Genomic DNA, 20,150 nt, shown 5'->3' with positions numbered 1-20,150 from the left:
ACAATGAAAAAAAAATATACTCCCACCGATAGAGTCATCACAAAAGTTACAGGATGGATTTCCGTTTTTATCGTTGCAGCCCTTGCAGTTTGGGGCGGTTTTACCCTTAAAAATTACTATAAATATGAGCAGACCAATGATGCCCAGATTCAGGAATATGTAAACCCTGTTATTTCGAGAGCAGGTGGATTTATTGTAGCTGTGAAATTTGAAGAAAATCAGGAAGTGAAGAAAGGAGACACTCTTTTACTGATTGACAATCGTGAATATGTGCTTCAGCAGAAACAAACCCAGGCAGCCCTTCAGAAAGCCCGTGCAGAGCTAAGAGTGCTGGAAAGTAATACCGGAACCACGGAAAAAGAAGCAGCCTCAGCACAGGCACAGGTGGATGCCAATAAAGCAAAGGTATGGAAGCAGCAACTTGATTATAACAGATACAAAAAGCTTTATGATGAAGAGTCCGCTACAAAACAGCGGTTAGAAGACGTAAAAGCCATTCTGGATGTCAACGAAAGCGAATATAAATCTTCTCAGGATAACTATGCTGCATCCATGTCTAAAATTAATGATATACAAACTGAAAAAGCCGTTGTACAGGCAGAAATTGCCAGACTGGAAGCATTGTTGGACCGCCATAAACTGGACGTAACCTATACCGCGGTTACCGCAGCATATGATGGAAGAATGGGGCGTAGAACCGTTGAGATAGGGCAAATGATTGATGCCGGAGAAACCCTTGCCTTTATCGTGAATAATGAAACCGATAAATGGGTAGTTGCCAATTACAAGGAAACACAGATTAAGGATATGCATATTGGAGATCATGTGAAAATTGTGGCAGATTCTTATCCTGACAGAGAATTTCAGGGGACCATTATTTCTTTGTCGCCGGCAACAGGGTCCAGCTTTTCACTTTTACCTCCTGATAATTCTACCGGAAACTATGTGAAAATTGTACAGCGTATTCCCGTAAGAATCAAGGTTGATGGGAAAAGAAAAGATATAGACGTTCTGAAATTGGGAATGAATGTGAATGTATATGCCAATAAAAAGCATTCCAATGGCTAAAAGACAAATGCCCTTTTTTAAAAGATGGGCTCCGGAATGGCTGGTTAAGATCATCCTTTTCTCCATGACCCTGCCGGGGATTATTATATTCTTTCTGCCCTTAGCAAACGTTAATGCTGCAGCGGGATATTATGGCTGTGAGCCTGCAGATATTCAGTTTTCAGTGGCATTGTTTTATGCCGGATATGTGGGGTTTTACAGTTTGGAAAGAAGATTTTTCAGCTTTCTGGCCGCCAAAGAGTATTTTCTTTTATTTACAACTTTGCAGATCGTAGCCTGTCTGGTCTGTTATTTCACTCGTGAAGTTTATATTTTATTTCCCACACGTTTTATTCAGGGGATGTTGTTTGCAGGGAATGTTAACCTTTCACTTACCCTAATCTTTACACGGCTGAACAGTGAAAGAGGACGGGAGATCAGCTTTTCGGTATTCTTTGGAATTCTGATCTGTGCATTGCCTTTTAATAATTTAATTACAGCAGATCTTATAGACTCTTATAATTTTAATATTGTCTATAAAACGGCTATCTTTTCTTATTTGCCGGGACTTGTATTCCTGAGTCTTGTGATGAGTAATTACAGAACCCATGTCAGGTTCCATTTGTATAAGCTGGATTGGCAAAGTTTTGCAGTCTTTAGTACAATACTGGTACTTATAGGATATATTATGATTTTTGGCCAGGAATATTATTGGCTGGAAGATCATCGGATTTTAGGAAGTGTGATAGGGATTATTGTTTTGGCAGGGATGTCTATATTCCGTCAACAGGCCATTAAAAGACCTTACATTGATCTTCGGATATTCCGATACAGAAACTTTAAAGTGGGGTTGTTGATTCTTTTTGTCATGTATATCTGCCGTTTTGCCTCAGGAATTACCAACAACTATTTCGCTACAGAGCTGCATCTTGACCCGTTTTATATTTCATACATTAATATTTTTAACCTTTGCGGACTCGTAGTTGGGGTGATTATTGCCTGCTGTATGGTTCTGCAAAAGAAAAGAATTCAATATATCTGGGGGCCTGGCTTTCTGATGTTGCTAGCCTTTCATACTTTGATGTATTATTCCTTTGATATCCAGGCTGATGAATTCAATTATTACATTCCGTTATTTCTTCAGGGATTGGGTGTAGGATTGATAATGGTGCCAACTATCATTTATATTATTTCGTCAGTTCCGGCTTCTATTGGCCCATCAGCAGCAGCAACAGCCCTTACGATAAGATATTTGGGATTCTGTGTCAGTATTGCATTGATCAATTTTTTTGAACTTTTCGAAAAAAGCCGCCACTATAACGCTTTTCAGGATCATTTAAGTGCAATAGACCCTGCTGTTAAAAACTTTTTGCACCAGCAAACCTCTAAACTGACTGCTAAAGGAATGCTGGAAGACCATGCTGTAAAGGCTTCCAATAAATTGCTGGTGGGAAGAATAAACACCCAGAATCATGTGCGTTTTGCTATGGATTATTATGAAATGATGATGTGGCTACTTGCTGCCACTTTACTGCTTATTTTTCTTTTTCCATATCTGAATCGTACAGCTCTTTACTTAAAATCCCGAAGGTTATCTCCGGCATAAATGTAGATGAGCATTGAGAATTTTTAAATACAAATACAATCAGGAAAGTATAGCTTATTAGCTAGTTTTTATATTAGAGTGCTGAGACTGTCTTTTATGGCAGTCTCTTTTTTGCCGGATATCCAGGTGAGGTCATGAAATATGGCTGAAAGTGTATGCTTTTTGTCATTGCAGCCATAGGGCATTCTCATTACATTTGTATCATACAAATCAGTATATGAAAGAAGTAGGAAAAGATAAGGGAATAAAAAATATTGTGCTTTTGGTTTTGCCACAGGTACAGTTATTGGATGTTGCAGGACCTTGTGATGTTTTCACTTCTGCCAATCGTTTTTTATCTGATACAGAGTCCAGATTAGGCTATCATGTTTATCTCGTATCAGGAACATCAGAAAAGAATTTGTATTCAAGTTCCGGAATCCCGTTGAACTGCAGCCATACTATTTATGATATGGACTTTAATATTGACACGTTATTAGTTGCAGGAACTACACTTACCGTGTTGGATGAGATTAATCCGGATCTTTATTCTTATTTGTATCATATGAAAAGTAAAGTAAGGCGAATGGGATCCGTCTGTGTAGGTGCATTTGTATTGGCAAAAGCCGGACTTTTAAATGGGAAGCAGGTAACTACCCATTGGAAATATGCAGATATTTTACAGAAAAGCTATCCTGAGTTGGAGGTCAATATCAATCCTTTTTTTATCCGGGATCAGCCCATTTATACTTCCGGTGGCGTTTCTTCTGGGATGGATCTGGCATTGGCTCTTGTAGAGGAGGATTTTGGTAAACCACTGGCCGCGGAAGTAGCACGTCATCTCGTTCTGCATTTAAAAAGAACAGGAGTACAGTCACAATTCGGAAATGCCCTCCCGGATTATGAAACCCTGACTTCTTTCACCAAAGAAATAAGAGACTTACTTAAAGATAAGCTTAAACAGCCCATAAACATAGAATACATGGCAGAATTTATGAATATGAGTGTTCGAAATTTTTCCAGAGTCTTTTTAAAAGAATCGGGAATGACTCCCGGTCGGTTTCTTGAAAAAATGAGACTTGAGCAGGCCAAAAATATGTTGGAATATACAGATATGAGCATTGATATGATTGCTGATAAATGTGGCTTTGGAAGTTCTATTTCTCTTCGCAGATTATTTCTCAAATACCTTTCCATCTCCCCCGCACAATATCGAAGAGCTTTCAAGGGAACAGAATAATTAAATTTTCACTTTTTATATACAATAAGGCTGGTAATCATTTATCAGCAGGTAGAAACGATGCCTTTTCCGGAAAAATATTAACCTTAAAAATAGAATAATGAAGCAAGTGCAAAACAGTAAAACAATGAATGTAGCCTTTTTAATTTATGATCAGGTAGAAGTCCTTGATCTGAACGGTCCTCTGGATGTTTTTGTTAAAGCAAATGTAGTACAGCCTGAAACCTATAACTGCTATACCGTGGGCAGAACGATGGAACCGGTGTATACAGAAGCCAATACCATGTCAATAGTCCCCACTTATGATCTCCAGAAGTCTCCCAAACCCGACATAATTGTGATTCCCGGAACCAATCCGGATCAGGTCATGAAATACCTAAAAGACGATGATTTTCAAAATGTTGTATTGAATTGGGTGAAAAATCACAGTAACAATGGAACCGTTATTTTTACCGTCTGCACAGGAAGTATGCTGTTGTCAGAAACGGGTATCCTTGATAATTATGATATTACTACCCATAGGATGTTGCTGGATGCATTGGAACAACATAATCAGGAAAGTAAGGTTAAAAGAGGAGTACGGTATGTAGATCAGGAACAGTTAATTACCACTGCAGGGATCACTGCGGGAATAGATGCCGCTCTCTACTTAGTAGGGAAGCATCATGGAAGTGAGCTTACAAATACCTTGATTACCCTTTTTGAGTACCAGAAGACAAAGGTGGAAGATTCTATGTCTTAATAAGCTCTTTTTTAGTAAGATGTAAAATGAGTTTAAAATTAATCGGCGGCTTCGAAGAAGCCACCGATTAATTAATTCAATATAATTCAAACTCTATAGAACTCCACTTTCCAATATAGAAAACGTTTGGTCAATACAGTTAATTTCCGCTAACTTCCCATAAGGAAGCGTAAAAGTAGGGCAGGTGTGGCCGAAATCCATCTGGGTAATGACGGGAAGATCATAAAGACCCTCTTCATCCAAAACTTTCAATAGCTCAGCTTCATATTCTTCTGCATGCAGGTTATCATAAGGTCTCCCAAAAATAATTCCCTTTGCATTTTTAAGAATTCCTGTTGCAGCATAGTTTCTTAGCCACCATCTTACATATTCAGTTTTAGGTTTATCCTCTGAAGTTTCAAAAAACAAAATACAACCTTTCCAGACCTCAGGATCCGGCCAGTAATCCGTTCCTTTAAGCATTTCAAGCACTTCCATACATCCACCTATCAAAGGCCCTTGTACAATGGAGTTTCCTCTTATAAAGCGCCATCCGGAAGACGGAGTTAATTTTCTTTTGATATTCTGCAGAGAAACATCAAACCAATCGAGGAATTCTGTCGTCCAGCCCTCTTTATTAGGGTGAATTTGCCCAATTACAGACGATGAAAATAAAGTTCTTTTGATATCATTGATCTGGTACTCATGCATAGCCCCATTCTCTGCAAAACCAACCAATAAAGAAGTACCATAAAAGGAACTTAAACCTGCCTTAAGACAAATAAAATGAGTAATGGTGCTGTCAGAAAATCCAAGAAATATCTTTGGGTTATTTCTAATGACATTAATATCAATATATTTCAACATTCGGATGCTGTCCTCTCCGCCAATATTTGAAATGATAGCCTTTATAGAGGGGTCAGAAAAGGCCTCCATAAGATCATGGGCTCTGGCTTCAGGGTGGTTGTAGATCCATCGTGCTGATTGTAAAGCATGCTTTGTTTCGGAAACTTCAAGGTTGAAGATCTGATTCAACCGTTCCTTGCCTTTTAAATAGCGGTGTGGCAGATCGCCAGCGCCTCCCCATGACATGGAAATGGTTGCTATTTTATCACCACTGACTAACCTTTTTGGAGTAATTAATTTCATAAATATGGGATTACTTAAAAAAAACTATGATTTGAGATGATTTAACCATTGAAAAGATAAATCAGAAAAGGCGTGTCTGCCTATTTTTTTCAAAAATAGAACTTCTTTATCAAAATACAAAGATCAGTCCTTAAAAGCAAAGGTGAAAATCTTCTATAAACCTGGCATAATAGAATACGACCGAAGATCAAAAGATTAATTTCATAAAAAGTAATAATTGTAATTAATTTATAAACAGGTGTTTGATAGTTTTTCTTAAAATTTAAAGATAAAAAAGCCGTAAAAAAGTTGGAATTAAAAAGGATTTTTCTATCTTTGCAGTCCCTTAAACAAAGGGATTTACTTGAAAAAGTAAGTGGCCGACTCGGTAGCTCAGCTGGTAGAGCAATACACTTTTAATGTATGGGTCCTGGGTTCGAATCCCAGCCGGGTCACAATAAAAAAGAACTGCAATTTTGTAGTTCTTTTTTTGTTTTTTATAGGTAAATTTTAAATTCACTCATCAACTTTTTAAACATCTATTTTTTCAGAAGTGTTGTGATGTATATTTGTATAATATCACGAAAATAGAGCTGGCACATGAAATTTATCCACCAAATTGACCTTTTTTGAACTGGATTCGTATTCGGAAGATTATCTGCAAAACCCACAACGAGCTGATTTTTTTGAGATAATCTGGTTTCAAAATAATCCAGAGAACAAGGAGGAAGAGTAATCTGTAAATCTAATTTTCTTGTATTTGGTTGATAAATAATGGTTTAAAGGAAATAAAAGTGCTGTAATATACGCCAGAATTGGATTTGGTTAAAATACATTAATAGATGAAAATGGTGACCCTATGGATGGCTACATGTTTCATGTTGTCAGAGATATGTTACAGGGATGTACGTTAAGAAGTCATTTTTTTCTAGGAGCTTTAAGGGCAGATAGTGAAAATCAATTGTCTGAAGAGACTGGATTCGGTGTAATGGAGCATTGTTATAGTGAGTTTACCTATCTTTCACAGATTCTGCCATCTCTTTATTATACTGAAAATAAAAATGGAGACCGGGCGCCTCTTCTCTGGTAATTTACCTTAAATGGGCTCATTTTAATGGATCAACACAAATAAATTTAAATTTCTACTTAAAATTCAAGGGTGCTATATGAAGGCTTTTATATAGCATTTTTTCTTTGCAACTAACCATTTATCAGTGTTTTGGAATAAATGTTACAATGACAGGAATGTAAAATCTTCCGAAATGAGAAATTTAAAAGGAAAAAATATAAGAAAAAGAGCAGAGGTAAAGGAAAAAATTATATCTTTGCAGTCCCTTAAATAAAGGGATTTACTTGAAAAAGTAAGAGGCCGACTCGGTAGCTCAGCTGGTAGAGCAATACACTTTTAATGTATGGGTCCTGGGTTCGAATCCCAGCCGGGTCACTTAAGGAGACAAACTATTACAGTTTGTCTCCTTTTTATGTAAATAAACCCATGTACTTCAGGTTGTTATTGCTCAAGTATTAAGAGTTTTGTTTTATCAGGTATATAAAGGCATTCTGAAAATTATTTCTGATGAGTACTGAAAACGTATTTTTATAGCTCAATCATTTTAATAATAATACAAGTCATATTTTATATCATCCAAAATCCATCTCATTAGTAGAGTCAATAATTTATTGTATGGGTTGATAGGTAAGTGATGATTCATTCCAATCAAATCGAACATCAAAAGAGACCCGCCCTTCCGTACTGGAAACATTGTCTGCAAGTAAGTAATAGGTTTTGTTGGTACCACTAGAATTGTTTACCGCCAGATCTCCCCTCACTATTCCTCTTTGTTCAGATTTTGCAAAGCCTGCTGAGGCTAATCTGGGTTGAATTGCATCGGATGAAAATTGTCCCATGGCAAGATCGGTTGTATTATCTGCAAGTCTGAATCGGATAAAATTACTTCCTTTAGTGTAGGTACTTGCGGCCGAATTCATAAATTCCACTCCCAATGTTACATTTATTAACCATTTTCCAGGAGGTAGTGTGATAGGAACTCCCGTATATTTTGCCGTGTTATCGTTTGTTGTTGGATAGGTGTAGATTATTGAAGGGAAAGATAAGGATCGAAAAGAGATTGCTATTGCTTTCCAGGTTCCTAAACCATCATCATCAGAAGTCAATACTTTTCCGCTTCCTTGTGTCCCATCCACAATCTTAATGGCTCCATTTCCCGTTCCATTATTAATTTCAAAAGTTCCGTTAATTTTTAAAGTTTTGGCAGAGAAATCCCCATCTATCAATGGAGTTATTGTATTGCTATTAGCAATAATAAGACGATTATTCATTACATAACCTGATGATGAGGATGTTCCAGCCTCATTTCCTATCACTACATTTCCATCTCCATCAATATTAGATGCTGCATTGTTACCCACAATTATATTTTTAGAACCTTTCCCTGAGCGCCATGCTCCATATCCTAGCGCTACATTATTGTTTCCCGTACTGTTCTGATTAAGAGCATAACTTCCCAATGCTGTATTATTTTGCCCTGTAGAGTTTGAGGATAGGGATTTGTAACCAACTGCTACATTCTCAGAGCCAACTGTATTGTATTCCAAAGACTGTACCCCCACTGAGGTGTTCTCACTCCCTGTTTCGTTGAGTCTTGAACTAAACCTCCCTATTGCTGTATTGCTTCGGCCTGAAATATTGCTAAAAAGCGAAAAAGTACCTAAAGCTGTATTGTAATTTCCAGTAGTAGAATTACTTAATGTTCCCAAACCTATAGAGACATTTTCATAGCCTTCCGTATTGGACTGCAAAGACTCTGTTCCTACAGCAGTATTATATCTACCAGTTGTTACGCTTTTTAAAGCAGACACACCAAATGCGGCATTATACTCACCAGATAGTAAAGGATTTAATGCTTTATATCCAAAAGCAGTATTCTTGTCGCTGATAATTCCTGAACGGGTATTGTTTCTTCTAAAAATAAGATTCTTATCGTCTCTTGTTCCTATAAAATGAGTAGAGGGGTCTGTATCTATATTACCATCAACATTCCATGAATTTTCTTTTACTTTCACCCATTTTGCCCCATCAAAATAGTAAAACCCTATCGTATTCATATCAATGGTGGTTCCTGATAACGAACCATTGGAAATATCATTTACATAGATTAAAGTAGAAGTCGCTGTACCTGTCATATTCTGAGCTTTAAGCCTGTCAATTCTGGGAAGAAGTAATCCGTCCGGAGATGTTCCTGTCAAATTCTTTGCTGTTATATCAAGAGTAGCTTCAGGAGAAGGTGTGTTAATACCCACCTGAGCCATAACGCAAACACTTACCTGAAGAAACAAACAGGTAATAAATCTAATTTTCATAATTTCTAAATTAACATTTTTATGCTGCAAAGCTAGAGGATAATGTATGGGAGAACAATAGAATAGGTAGCATTATTCCCGAATAATGATAGCCTTTTTTTGATTGTAAGTATAAGTTATTCAGTTTGTTGAATGGTGTTTTTTTTAATTGGTAGTATTCATGATTAGTTGAGCTCTAAGGTTAACCAAAGTAAGGTTTTCTATGCATGATTGGCTGCAAAATGAACTGTATTTTTATGGGCTGATGTTACTGGTGTATCGTCCTATTTTTAGAATATGTACATCATTATTTAAGAATTGTAACACCCATATACCTATTGAAAATTTCTTATCAATCTAGCTTTGCCATGTTAAAAGTAATTCTTGATGGAGAACTTTTCTTTATGCAGTATTTTTTATGTGGAAAATGTTGGTCATACAGAACCATGAATAAAAAAAAAGCCAAATGCATTAGTTCATGCTATTTGCAGTTTTAAATAATAAAGCTGTTTAAACACTTAAGCTATTTAAGTGTTATCCTTTGTGTACAAGGAAAGACACTCAAGTTTTGTTGAAAATCAAAGATTTTCATCTTATGTGAACTTAATTGTGCCGTATTTCCTTACACTTTCTAAAGTGTACTAAAGTGTTAAAAAAATAAAACCTTTTGTGACTTTTGCAGTTAAGTTTAAACAGACTTAATAAGAAAGATAAACTTAAAAGTATAATTTGAGAAAAATAAGCCGTTGTAAACGGATGAGGATTTGACTCAAGATTTAATTTTATTAATCATTTTTTATTTTTCCTAAACCCCACCATAGAAATTTATTTTTATATAAAGTTCCTAAAACTCATGAAAATTAATCTCATTGTATTTCTGTACTTTAGAATTTATTTGAATGTTTTTAAGGTGGAAAAGTTGGATTCGAGAAAAAAGTTTCTATCTTTGCAGTCCCTTAAACAAAGGGATTTACTGAAAAGTAAGTGGCCGACTCGGTAGCTCAGCTGGTAGAGCAATACACTTTTAATGTATGGGTCCTGGGTTCGAATCCCAGCCGGGTCACAAGCAAATGGATTATCAATATTTGGTAATCCATTTTTTATTTTCCCTACACTTTATTACGTAAATATGATTTCCATTGGAGATACAAAATTTCATGAAAATTAATCTTGCTGTATTTGTGTGCTTTAAGAATATTTTTGATATTTTCAATGATTTTTTAAGGCGAAAAAGTTGGATTGGAGAAAAAAGTTTCTATCTTTGCAGTCCCTTAAACAAAGGAATTTACTTGAAAAAGTAAGTGGCCGACTCGGTAGCTCAGCTGGTAGAGCAATACACTTTTAATGTATGGGTCCTGGGTTCGAATCCCAGCCGGGTCACAAATAAAAAAGAACTACTTTTTGTAGTTCTTTTTTGTTTTAGAAGAGATATTTCATGACGATATTACTTTCTGTATTTTTTTCATCAATTACCTCCTGAAAACCAATTTTTTTATACAAATGATAGGCCCTGTCATTTTTCGGGGTTACTTCCAACACTATTTCAATTCCTTTAAATCTGCTATGGGCTTCATTGAGGATAGCCTGTATTAATCCGGATCCGATATTTTTTCCCTGAAATCCCTTTCTTACATACATCTGATAAATATTTCCTGTATTGTTTTCATCCTTTACGAAAGCACAGATACCAATAAGTTCTCCATCAACAAATGCCCCAAATACAAATCTATCTAATGATTGATTTTCTATATCAGTTTCTATCCTGAACTTTTCAGTCTTCAGAGCTTCCTGGTAGTTTGCACCAAAGGAGTCAGGGAATTTTTCAAGGCTTTCCAGACGGATTACCCGATAGGCTTTACTTTCATTCGGCAAAAGATTTCGATATTCAATGTTCATGATGATTTGTTAAAAACTTTAATTTATCCTATTTTTTTATACAAATATGCGGATAGTTTTGGATGCGTGCTTTACGAAGAACCTGAATTTTGTTTATTGATGGTATTTTTCAATAAAATAAGAAATTTGTAACAATTTTACTTTCAAATAGTCTTATTATAAAAAGCAGAAATAAAATATTTTCCAATCTTACACCTACAAAAAAATAAAACATTGCAAGAGTAGCTAAAGCTGTAAAAAATACAGAAATATCTGCCCAAAGTAAATAATTTTTGAATGATTATTACGTTGTTTTTTTTAGATTGGAATGATTTTTATGCAATAATTTATTGGATAAATCAGTATATTTATAACGAAAGTTGCTAAAGAGGGCTATTTAATAACAGCAGAACAGGTTATTAAAGCAATGTTCAGGTAGGTATGTGGAATGCAACTGATAAAAGGGGAAATTAAAATTGACAATTAGTAAGAATAATAAAGCATCTTCAATAATTTTGAGGAAAGTACTGGTGTATACATTGTGTATAGGTCTGTTATTGCATATGTTTTCATGCCATCCGGATTCTCAGGATAAGGAGAAAGAAAATTTTGATATTTCTTTAATCAGGAAAAATTCAGAATTACAACTTTCCGGAGAATATGAAGCTCTTATCCATCTTAATATGGAATACCTGCAGAAAGCTTCCCAAATGGAATACAGAGAGGGAAAAGGCCTTTGCTACCTCAATATTGCAGGAGTAAATGTATCTGCGGGAAATTATGAAAAAGCACTATTCTTTTTCAACAAAGCAGAGAAAGACCTCGAAAACTCTGAAAAAAACTATCACAAAGCAACCTTTTTTAATGATTACAGCCAATATTATTCCCATCTCAAGCTATATGATAAGGCTGTAGCATACAACACTAAAGCATTTTTTTATCTAAATAAAGCAAGGCCTTCGGATCTTAAAAACAAGCTTTTGCCAAGACTTTACATCAATAAAGGGATTTACTTTGCATGGAAAGGTTGGAAAGGGACTTCAATAAAATCTTTTCTAAAGGCAAATGAATTGGAAAATTCGGCGTACAGTAACTGCATGGTTGCTCAATACTACTTGTTTGTACACGAGCCGAAACTAGCGGGTCCTTACATTGCGATAGCAGACCAAAAAATGTTCAGCCAAAAGACCAGCGATGTAGAATCTCTTTGGGTTTACTATACAATGGGGTATTATTATAACGAAATCAATGATAATGATGAGGCTGAAATAGCCCTTAAAAAAGCTCTGGACATTAATATAAAGACCAAACGTACTTATTCTACTCATATCAGTGGAGTATATAAATCTTTGGCAGAACTCTACAAGAAAAAGAATGATGGCGGGAAGGCTTACTATTATTTGAAAAAATACATGGAAGAGGAGAACAGACTTGATGCGGCACGATTGGCCACCATGAATAAGGCTACGGAAAGCTTTATTGTAGAGATGAAGAAAGAATCGGATTGGCATAAAAATGATTTACCTCTTCTTATTGTACTATCGATAACGGTATTTACTGTTTCCAGTATTTATGTGCAAAAAATGATAAAGCAGCAGAAGATAAAAAAGAAAACTTTAAAGGAAGAAACGGAAGAGCTGAAAAATCATGTACAAACTAAGATGCTGGAGGAAGTCACCGAGCTGGCCAAAAAGAATGATTCTTCCTTTTTAAAAAGGTTCAAGGAAGTATATCCGGATTTTATAACTGCACTTTTGAAGATTAATCCTGATCTGGAAAATTCTGAGCTGGCTTTCTGTGCTATGCTAAAGCTCCATTTTTCATCCAAGGAAATTGCCGATTATACTTTCGTACAGCATCGGTCTGTGCAGCAAAAAAAATATAGAATTAGAAAAAGGCTTAACATTACCGGTGAAGAGGATATTTATGCTTTTTTTGATAGTCTGGATCACTGAAAGAACTATTAAAAAATTAATTAGGATCCGATATATAAACAAAATGTAACATGATTGAGTGTAATAAAATCATTTTTAAACCATAATTTATACCTAAGTTCAATTTAGATGGTAAAGGTGCTATGATACGTATTCTTCTTTTTATCTTAATAATAACCCTAATTTCCTGTAATCCGGATTCGAAAGAATACGAGAAAAATTTTGATGTTCCCCTCATGAAAATGAATGAGGAATTTAGACTTGCAGGTGAATATGATTCTCTTGTCAACCTTAATAAAAGATTTTACAGAAAGGCTGAAAATATGGGATATGAAGATGGTAAGGCGCTTTGCTATATCAATCTGGCAGAAGTTAATATTTCGCTGGAAAACTATCAGAAATCTCAGTCTTTTTTCAACGATGCAGATGCTATCTTAAAGCATTCAAAAAATAAGATCCATCAATCCAGATTTTATAATGTGTACGGTCGTTTCAATTTAGAGATGAGGAGGCTGGACAAAGCTTTTGAGTACAATAATGAAGCTTTAAACCTTATTATAAAAAGTGGAAACTCAAAACTGAAAAACAATATCCTTTTTAATATTTACCTCAGACAAGGGACTTATCTTATTGAAAAAAAGCAGTATACAAAAGCGCTGGAGTACTTTCAGAAAGCCAGGAAACTAGACCATTCAGGGCTGGCGGACTGCGCTATAGGAGATTATATATACATGCATAAAAACATGGATTCTGCCTATAAATATGTAACCATTGCTTACAATAAGGCCAATGCTAGCGGGAAGAAAGATGGAGTGGCCCTTTATGCCAATACCATTATGGGAGAATATTATCTTGCAGACAAGCAATATGATAAGGCCGAGGAAGCCCTTAAAAAAGCTCTGGAAATAGATAATAAAACAAAACGCATCTATGCTTACTATACCAAGTATATTTATAATGATCTGAGATCAGTATACGAGAATAAAAAAGATAATGAAAAGGCTTATTTTTATCTAAATGCCTATACAGAAGCCAAAAACAGAAATAATACAGCCATCCTGAAAACGATCAACAAGGATATGGAATCCTTTATCACAGAAACAAAGAATGATTCGGAAAATCATAGGAGAAATATACAGTGGGTAATTTTATTATCTCTTGCCGTTTTTTCATTGCTGGCGGTGTATGCGTGGAGAATCATAAGTTTGCTTAGAAAGAGGAAAGATACACTCAGAATAGAATCTGAGGAACTAAAAAGCCGTATGAATGATAAAAGCCAGGCTGAAGTAATGGAGCTGGGCAGAAGAAATGATCCCGAATTTCTTACTCAGTTTAAAGAAGCATATCCGGAACTTATCAATAAACTTTTACATATTAATCCTAATCTTGAGGATTCTGAATTGGCTTTTTGTGCCATGCTAAAATTACATTTTACCTCAAAGGAGATTGCCAGTTATACACTTATCCAGCACAGAACGGTTCAGCAGAAAAAATACAGGATTAGAAAAAGGCTTAATATTCCAACGGAAACAGACATTTATCAATTTTTTGACGATCTGAATTAACTGCAAAAAAAAACTGCCTGAATCATCACAATCAGACAGCATTCGAAATATTTTTTTTCCACCACTATATTTTTAGTGGTCTCTTGTTCAAATATGAAGATTTTTACCAGAAAGAAGAAAAAAAACACTACTACACGAATACTACAGCTTTGAGTTATTGGTTTAAATATTTATAATACAGTCTGTTATGTTTTTAGTGTCAAATTCCAAAAATAGGTATATATTATGGAGAATGTTGATGTCTGACTTTCTTTTTAGTATTTAATGATGATAAAATATCCTACTGTCAGGAACTGCTTTATATTGTATTTATATTCCGATTGTGGGTCAAAAATATTTTTTGTGGACAAATTTTTATTTTTTGATATGTTTTTACAAAAGACTGATAGTCAGTTTATTTTACTCAATGCTGTATGGGTGTAGTAGGAGATTTTTTCAAATTTCTGATTTTAAAATATAGATTTGCAGATAAATTATTGAAAATAAATAACCAATATGCGCATTAGTTGTTATTATAAATAATAGCAAACACTATAAGACATTATAAAATACTTATAATACTAGAATAATAAAAAAATAACACAAATGGTCTCCAAAATCAGAATCTAGCGGAGAGAAAGATCTTTATTTTTAAGAGGGAAAAAGAGGCTGTCTCATTTTTGAGGCAGCCTTTTTATAATAAGTTTCAATGCCCGCTAAAGAACTCCAACATTGTGGTTAATGCCTTTTCAGAATGCATTCTTTCTCCATTTTCAAGAGATTCTCGAGTGGCAATGGCGGCCCGTTTACCCATTTTGGTTTCATAATGATGAAGAGCTTCCTCTAAGGTACTGTAGCTATTATTGGTTAAATGTTCACTTAATTCCAGTGCATCAAGCATTGCCATATTGGCCCCTTCTCCTGCAAATGGAGGCATTACATGGGCAGCATCACCCAGCAGAGTTACATTGGACTTCGTTTTCCAGGCTTTATCCAAAGGCATATAGTAGATGGGACGCGGAATAAAGGGAGTAGCAGCATTGGTAAACAACTCATGCCATATATTGCTCCATTCGGAATATTCTTTTTTAAACCATTCCAGAATAGTTGCAGTATCAGAAAAGTTCAGATCACTGCTTATAGCCCAGTTTTCCTCTGCTTTAAAGCTTGCATAAAACCCAAGATCACCATTCCCTTTTTGACCCATCAATACATTTTTGGTATTTCCGAATGCCATTATTTTACCCCCTTTTATTAAGGCATCAATATTCGGGGCATTTTCCTTTGAAACATTTCCTTCCAACATGATAATTCCTGAATAGATCGGTTTGCTATCCGTAAGATAAGGACGGATTTTAGAATTGGCGCCATCTGCAGCAATCACCAGGTCTGCATACGCTGATGTCCCGTTTTTGAAATGAAGTAACCAGCTTTCGTTGTGAGGCTCCATAGATATAAATTGGCTGTCCCATACCACTGTTTCCGGTTGCAGAGAGTCCAGAAGCATATTTCTGAGCGGTTCCCGGTCTATTTCAGGACGAAAATGTTCGGCTCCGAAATCTTCATCCGGTTTGGCCTCATGATCACTGAAAAGAATTTCTGCCTGTTCATTTAGAATCAGTGTTTTATCTGCACCTGGGCGGAAAGCTTTTTTAAACTCTTCCAGTAGATCAGCCTTACGCAAAGCGGCCAGTCCGGAATCCTCATGCATATCAAGAGGAGAGCCCTGTACACGGGCATATTTATTAAAATCTCTTTCATATACCTTTACATCTGCTTTTTTCATTTGTAAAAGTCTTGCCAGAGTAAGCCCCGCAGGACCACCTCCAACGATGGCTATTGATTTATTGTTTATCAGCATTTTAATTTAAATTTTACAGGACAAAATTACTTGCCTTTCAAAACTGATAATAGTACAAATCGGTCGTTTTTATTTTGTGATAATTCCTTGGGAGCGACTCCGGAAAATTTTTTCACTTCCTTGATGAAATGATTTTGATCTGTATAATTAAGCTCAGGAAAAAGTCTTCCCTGTGCAATATGCTCCAAAGATGCCCGGAAACGCAATATCGTGGAGTATGCTTTTAATGAGAGCCCTAATTGTTTTGTGAAATACCGGTTGATCTGTCTGCTGCTCCAGCCTACATTTTCCGAGAGTTCTTTTACACTCATTTCTCCTTTTGATGAGTAGATAAGATTAAAAAGATTACGCTTTCTTTCATCTGTTTCTTTGGGAAGAAGTTCCTTTATTTTTTGTATTGCTTTTGTACAGCAAAGCTCAAAATCTTGTAAATCTTCGGCCTTAAATCCCCAAAAATTATCAGAAAGATCTTTTCCTGTATTTACTATTTCAGCAATGGACGTATTTAGAATATATTCAACAGCAAGAGGTTTGAAACTAATCACAAAGGCAGTGGTTTGAGGTAGAATCTGTCTTTGTTCAGGATAGGTTTCCAGTCCAATTAAGGTAACATGGAAAGGTTCAGACAAGGATTGTGTGAAAAATAAGTCAACCCGTCCATCAGGAATGATCACCACTTCTTTTGCATCATCTGAACGGTTATGAAATGTCCCCAGATTTTCTACAAAATCAGCAAGAACGATATCGGGTTCAATGAAATTATAATAAAAGTCCTGGTCCATACTGATAAGGAATGCATACTGATTAAACAGAAGTAAATTACAAAAATAGTTAGATCACAACAAATAATTTAATAATTTAGTAGAGAAGACTTATTCATATAATTTGAATTTATAAAGACTAAAAATATGGCCAAATATCAATTTTTGTTGTTCTTTCTGTTGGTTTTTATGGCAACGCCTGCACAGAAAAAGAAAAGTAAAGGAACACCTTCCCTGCCTAAAAGAGAAGAATTAATTCCTCCTGCAATAATAACAAAAGAATCCCTGGAGCCTGCTATCGGAGATATTTCAGCCTTTCGTTGGAAGAATGAACCCGAGACATTAACTACTTTTACTCCTGATGACCTTGTAGAAAGGATATATGACTTTAACGGAATGTACAGCGCACGCATTATTTCCCATTATCCATTGGAAACTATAAGCTATAAGAAACCGGATAAAAATGACGATCGGGTAGTATTACTTGGGTATACCGTGAAGTATGATGATTATGATACTGTTCAACTGAAAGGAAATAAATTGCAGCTTTCTGATAAAAAGGATCCCCAAAAGGAAAAAATTATACTGGAGGTAACCAAAAAGGGTAATAAAGTGATCAGAATAAAGGAAGTAAAAACAGGAAGAGTATTTAGCCCATCAGAATATTCGCCCTCTCCTTCAATCTAGAAAAGCCAGTAGCATTGCAAAAATTCTCTACACTTTAATTAATTTTAGACGGAGAATATTATACCCATCAAGGATATTAATTTTCTAATATCCTTGATGGGTAGGTTGTTAAGTTTTTGAGAAATAATCCTCCTCCAGGATGGCATATTCATAATTGTCACTCCATCCATTTTTTAAGGGAAGCAATTTTCTCCGATGTGCTTCTCTTATCATTCCTGTTTTTTCCATGATCTTATAAGATGCAATATTGTCTACTGCACAACCTGCCTCAACTCTATGTAGTTTTAGATCTTCAAAGCCAAATTGAATAATTCGTTGAAGCGCTTCAGTACCATAACCTTTTCCCCAGCTTTCAGGACTGATTTTGAACCAGACTTCAGCATTTCTATAGTGGGGTTTAATAATATCAAGGCCGATAATTCCAATAAAGGTGTGGTTGATTGTATCCTCTATTAAAAAAGTAAATTTTTTCCTGTCCTTTCCTTGTTCAGATTCTAACTGCCAGGTATGGATTAATTTTTCTGTCTCTTTTTTATCCTCGGAGTATGTTGTGGGGTTAAATTCTGTACTTTCTGACCTTAAAAGCATTTCATGCACATTCAAAATATCACGATCTCTAAATGTACGTAGAGTTAATCGTTTTGACTCCAGCATAAGATGATTCATTGTTTTAGTTTAAAAAAAATTCAGGGCAATATATAAAGAATAAACACAATTTCGGCCTCTGGAGAAAATATTCCAGTTTTTGAGGTTATTATTTATGAGATGATAAGGTGTAGATTATCAGATATTTAATTCTGGGTCTTTAAATGTTTATATAAATGAGTAAACCCCAAGATGCTTTAAATCAGATGTTTTTCTTTTAAAATATAGAAAAAGCACGTGTTAATCAGGGCTAAAGTACCTATATTTGAATCATGTAATGCATTGTAAAGTGCTTTATAGTGCCCATGAAAAAGAAATAATCATATGCAAGAAGAGAAAATAAACTTTTTACACCATAATGAGTCTGCCTGGAATAAACAGGCATTGGAGGAGAACGAATGGTCAAAACCTGTAAGCACAGAACAGATTAAAGAGGCTAAAGAAGGGAGATGGGAAGTTCATCTTACCCCAAAACCTTTGAATAAGGCATGGTTGGGAGATGTAAAAGGGAAAAAGATACTATGTCTGGCATCTGCAGGAGGACAACAGGCACCCGTATTGGCTGCCGCAGGAGCTTCTGTGGTAGTTTTTGATCTCTCTGAAGAACAATTAAAACAGGATGAACGCGTTGCAGAACGAGATGGATTATCCTTAAAAACCGTTCAGGGAGATATGAGAAACCTTAGTGAATTTGAGGATGATTCATTTGATATTGTATTTCATCCCATATCCAACCATTATGTGGAAGATGTGAACCCTGTTTGGAAAGAAGCCTACAGAGTTTTGAAAAAGGGAGGGACTTTATTGGCCAGTTTTTTCAATCCGGTTGTTTTTGTTGCAGATCGTAATCCTGAGGATATGGCAAACGGAGTTATTCGCCCGAAATATACTTTACCCTACGCCGATATAAAAGATTTGGAACAAGAGCAGATTGCCAGAAAGCTGGAAAATCAGGAGGCCTTGGTTTTTGGACATACACTTTCGGATCTTATTGGCGGACAATTAAAAGCAGGTTTTGTTATTGCAGATTTTGAAGAGGAAATGCAGCCCAATCCTAGGTTTTTAATAGATAAGTATCTGCCCACTTTTATAGCAACAAAAGCGTTGAAATTAACGTAGTATGTAATGGATAAGTCATCAATTAACAATTATTTTCATTCCCTATTCAGTATCCAGGATGAAGTGGTTGAAAACATTACTAAAACTTTCAATCATTTTGAATTAAAGGCCAATGCAGTTTTACTTGATCGAAATACCATCAGCACAAAGACCTATTTTTTGGAAAAAGGGTATGTTCGGTCCTATATTTTGAATGAAGATAATGAAGAAATTACCACGAACATTTATGCCGCACCTTGTTTTGTGAATGACTTTCTGTCGTTTTTCCGGCAGCAACCCACCAAGGAGATTTACCAGACTGTTACAGACTGTACTTTCTGGGAAACAGGGTTAGAAAATGTACAGGATAATTTTCATAATATTCCCGAATTCAGGGAATTTAGCAGGCTTCTTTTCGTATTAAATTATTATAATATCCATGATCGGTTGATTGAAATGGCGAGTCAGAAAGCTTCCACAAGATATTTTAATCTGATGAAGAAAGATCCTGATATTTTTCAGCATGTTCCTTTAAAGGTTATAGCCTCCTACCTGGGCATCAAGGACAGTTCTTTGAGCAGGATCAGGAGAGACATTCATAAAATGTAATTTCTTTTCATTTGTCAAGTGATATTTTCACATTTGTCATTCATCTTTGTTAAAA

General features: G+C 35.5%; 16 protein-coding genes and 4 tRNA genes. 14 read left to right on the top strand and 6 right to left on the bottom strand.

The window, feature by feature from the left end:
* The first annotated feature begins 3 nt into the window (after positions 1-3).
* The 4 genes from C7D53_RS09240 to C7D53_RS09225 all read left to right on the top strand — a co-directional run bounded on the left by C7D53_RS09240 (position 4) and on the right by C7D53_RS09225 (position 4,614).
* Entirely contained in the window at positions 4-1,068 is a 1,065-nt protein-coding gene (locus C7D53_RS09240) for an HlyD family secretion protein (RefSeq protein ID WP_106916084.1), read from the top strand.
* Positions 1,061-2,653 carry an efflux MFS transporter permease gene (locus C7D53_RS09235; protein WP_106916720.1) on the top strand — a complete coding sequence of 531 codons (1,593 nt, stop codon included), beginning with the start codon at positions 1,061-1,063 and terminating at the stop codon, positions 2,651-2,653. The genes C7D53_RS09240 and C7D53_RS09235 overlap by 8 nt, the downstream gene beginning before the upstream one ends.
* 217 nt (positions 2,654-2,870) lie before the next feature.
* Positions 2,871-3,872: a GlxA family transcriptional regulator gene (locus C7D53_RS09230; protein ID WP_106916083.1), complete on the top strand. Its 1,002-nt coding sequence runs from the start codon at positions 2,871-2,873 to the stop codon at positions 3,870-3,872.
* Positions 3,873-3,972: 100 nt separating this feature from the next.
* Complete coding sequence (locus C7D53_RS09225) at positions 3,973-4,614, top strand: DJ-1/PfpI family protein (RefSeq protein WP_106916082.1); 642 nt, start codon at positions 3,973-3,975, stop codon at positions 4,612-4,614.
* Between the two features lie 93 nt (positions 4,615-4,707).
* Here C7D53_RS09225 and C7D53_RS09220 read toward each other — a convergent pair whose 3' ends face one another.
* A complete protein-coding gene (locus tag C7D53_RS09220) occupies positions 4,708-5,742 on the bottom strand; it encodes a S66 family peptidase (RefSeq protein ID WP_106916081.1) in 1,035 nt (344 codons plus the stop codon).
* Positions 5,743-6,103: 361 nt separating this feature from the next.
* On the opposite strand from C7D53_RS09220, the gene C7D53_RS09215 reads away from it, so the two are divergent.
* The 3 genes from C7D53_RS09215 to C7D53_RS09205 all read left to right on the top strand — a co-directional run bounded on the left by C7D53_RS09215 (position 6,104) and on the right by C7D53_RS09205 (position 7,165).
* Positions 6,104-6,176: transfer RNA gene (locus C7D53_RS09215), tRNA-Lys, on the top strand.
* A 404-nt stretch (positions 6,177-6,580) separates the two neighbouring features.
* Positions 6,581-6,811, top strand: a complete 231-nt coding sequence (locus tag C7D53_RS09210; RefSeq protein WP_106916080.1) for a DAPG hydrolase family protein — start codon at positions 6,581-6,583, stop codon at positions 6,809-6,811.
* A gap of 281 nt (positions 6,812-7,092) precedes the next feature.
* Positions 7,093-7,165: transfer RNA gene (locus tag C7D53_RS09205), tRNA-Lys, on the top strand.
* 233 nt (positions 7,166-7,398) lie between these two features.
* Here the strand turns inward: C7D53_RS09205 and C7D53_RS09200 are convergent.
* Entirely contained in the window at positions 7,399-9,102 is a 1,704-nt protein-coding gene (locus C7D53_RS09200) for a hypothetical protein (protein WP_106916079.1), read from the bottom strand.
* A 969-nt stretch (positions 9,103-10,071) separates the two neighbouring features.
* On the opposite strand from C7D53_RS09200, the gene C7D53_RS09195 reads away from it, so the two are divergent.
* Together C7D53_RS09195 and C7D53_RS09190 are read left to right on the top strand one after the other, a co-directional pair.
* Positions 10,072-10,144, top strand: a tRNA-Lys gene (locus C7D53_RS09195).
* 244 nt (positions 10,145-10,388) lie between these two features.
* Positions 10,389-10,461: transfer RNA gene (locus tag C7D53_RS09190), tRNA-Lys, on the top strand.
* A 39-nt stretch (positions 10,462-10,500) separates the two neighbouring features.
* Here C7D53_RS09190 and C7D53_RS09185 read toward each other — a convergent pair.
* Positions 10,501-10,977 (bottom strand): GNAT family N-acetyltransferase, encoded by a 477-nt coding sequence (locus tag C7D53_RS09185; RefSeq protein WP_106916078.1) that lies wholly within the window; start codon positions 10,975-10,977, stop codon positions 10,501-10,503.
* A gap of 494 nt (positions 10,978-11,471) precedes the next feature.
* Here C7D53_RS09185 and C7D53_RS09180 point away from each other — a divergent pair, with 494 nt between their 5' ends.
* Positions 11,472-12,911 (top strand): tetratricopeptide repeat protein, encoded by a 1,440-nt coding sequence (locus tag C7D53_RS09180; protein ID WP_162926138.1) that lies wholly within the window; start codon positions 11,472-11,474, stop codon positions 12,909-12,911.
* 122 nt (positions 12,912-13,033) lie between these two features.
* A complete protein-coding gene (locus tag C7D53_RS09175) occupies positions 13,034-14,455 on the top strand; it encodes a tetratricopeptide repeat protein (protein ID WP_106916076.1) in 1,422 nt (473 codons plus the stop codon).
* 685 nt (positions 14,456-15,140) lie between these two features.
* On the opposite strand, the gene C7D53_RS09170 is transcribed toward C7D53_RS09175, so the two are convergent.
* Both C7D53_RS09170 and C7D53_RS09165 read right to left on the bottom strand, forming a co-directional pair.
* Positions 15,141-16,295 (bottom strand): FAD-dependent oxidoreductase, encoded by a 1,155-nt coding sequence (locus tag C7D53_RS09170; protein ID WP_106916075.1) that lies wholly within the window; start codon positions 16,293-16,295, stop codon positions 15,141-15,143.
* 26 nt (positions 16,296-16,321) lie between these two features.
* Positions 16,322-17,077, bottom strand: a complete 756-nt coding sequence (locus C7D53_RS09165; protein WP_106916074.1) for a helix-turn-helix domain-containing protein — start codon at positions 17,075-17,077, stop codon at positions 16,322-16,324.
* Between the two features lie 126 nt (positions 17,078-17,203).
* Here C7D53_RS09165 and C7D53_RS09160 point away from each other — a divergent pair, with 126 nt between their 5' ends.
* Positions 17,204-17,743: a hypothetical protein gene (locus C7D53_RS09160; protein WP_106916073.1), complete on the top strand. Its 540-nt coding sequence runs from the start codon at positions 17,204-17,206 to the stop codon at positions 17,741-17,743.
* Between the two features lie 108 nt (positions 17,744-17,851).
* On the opposite strand, the gene C7D53_RS09155 is transcribed toward C7D53_RS09160, so the two are convergent.
* Positions 17,852-18,409, bottom strand: a complete 558-nt coding sequence (locus C7D53_RS09155; RefSeq protein ID WP_106916072.1) for a GNAT family N-acetyltransferase — start codon at positions 18,407-18,409, stop codon at positions 17,852-17,854.
* Positions 18,410-18,712: 303 nt separating this feature from the next.
* Here C7D53_RS09155 and C7D53_RS09150 point away from each other — a divergent pair, with 303 nt between their 5' ends.
* Together C7D53_RS09150 and C7D53_RS09145 are read left to right on the top strand one after the other, a co-directional pair.
* Positions 18,713-19,507, top strand: coding sequence for a class I SAM-dependent methyltransferase (locus tag C7D53_RS09150; RefSeq protein ID WP_106916071.1), 795 nt, complete (start codon positions 18,713-18,715; stop codon positions 19,505-19,507).
* A gap of 6 nt (positions 19,508-19,513) precedes the next feature.
* A complete protein-coding gene (locus tag C7D53_RS09145) occupies positions 19,514-20,095 on the top strand; it encodes a Crp/Fnr family transcriptional regulator (RefSeq protein WP_106916070.1) in 582 nt (193 codons plus the stop codon).
* The last annotated feature ends 55 nt before the right edge of the window (positions 20,096-20,150 follow it).

The organism is Chryseobacterium aurantiacum (genome assembly GCF_003020585.1).
Classification (GTDB): domain Bacteria; phylum Bacteroidota; class Bacteroidia; order Flavobacteriales; family Weeksellaceae; genus Chryseobacterium; species Chryseobacterium aurantiacum.
Note: the sequence above shows the minus strand (reverse complement) of the source record. Positions and strands in the feature narration are given on the sequence as shown.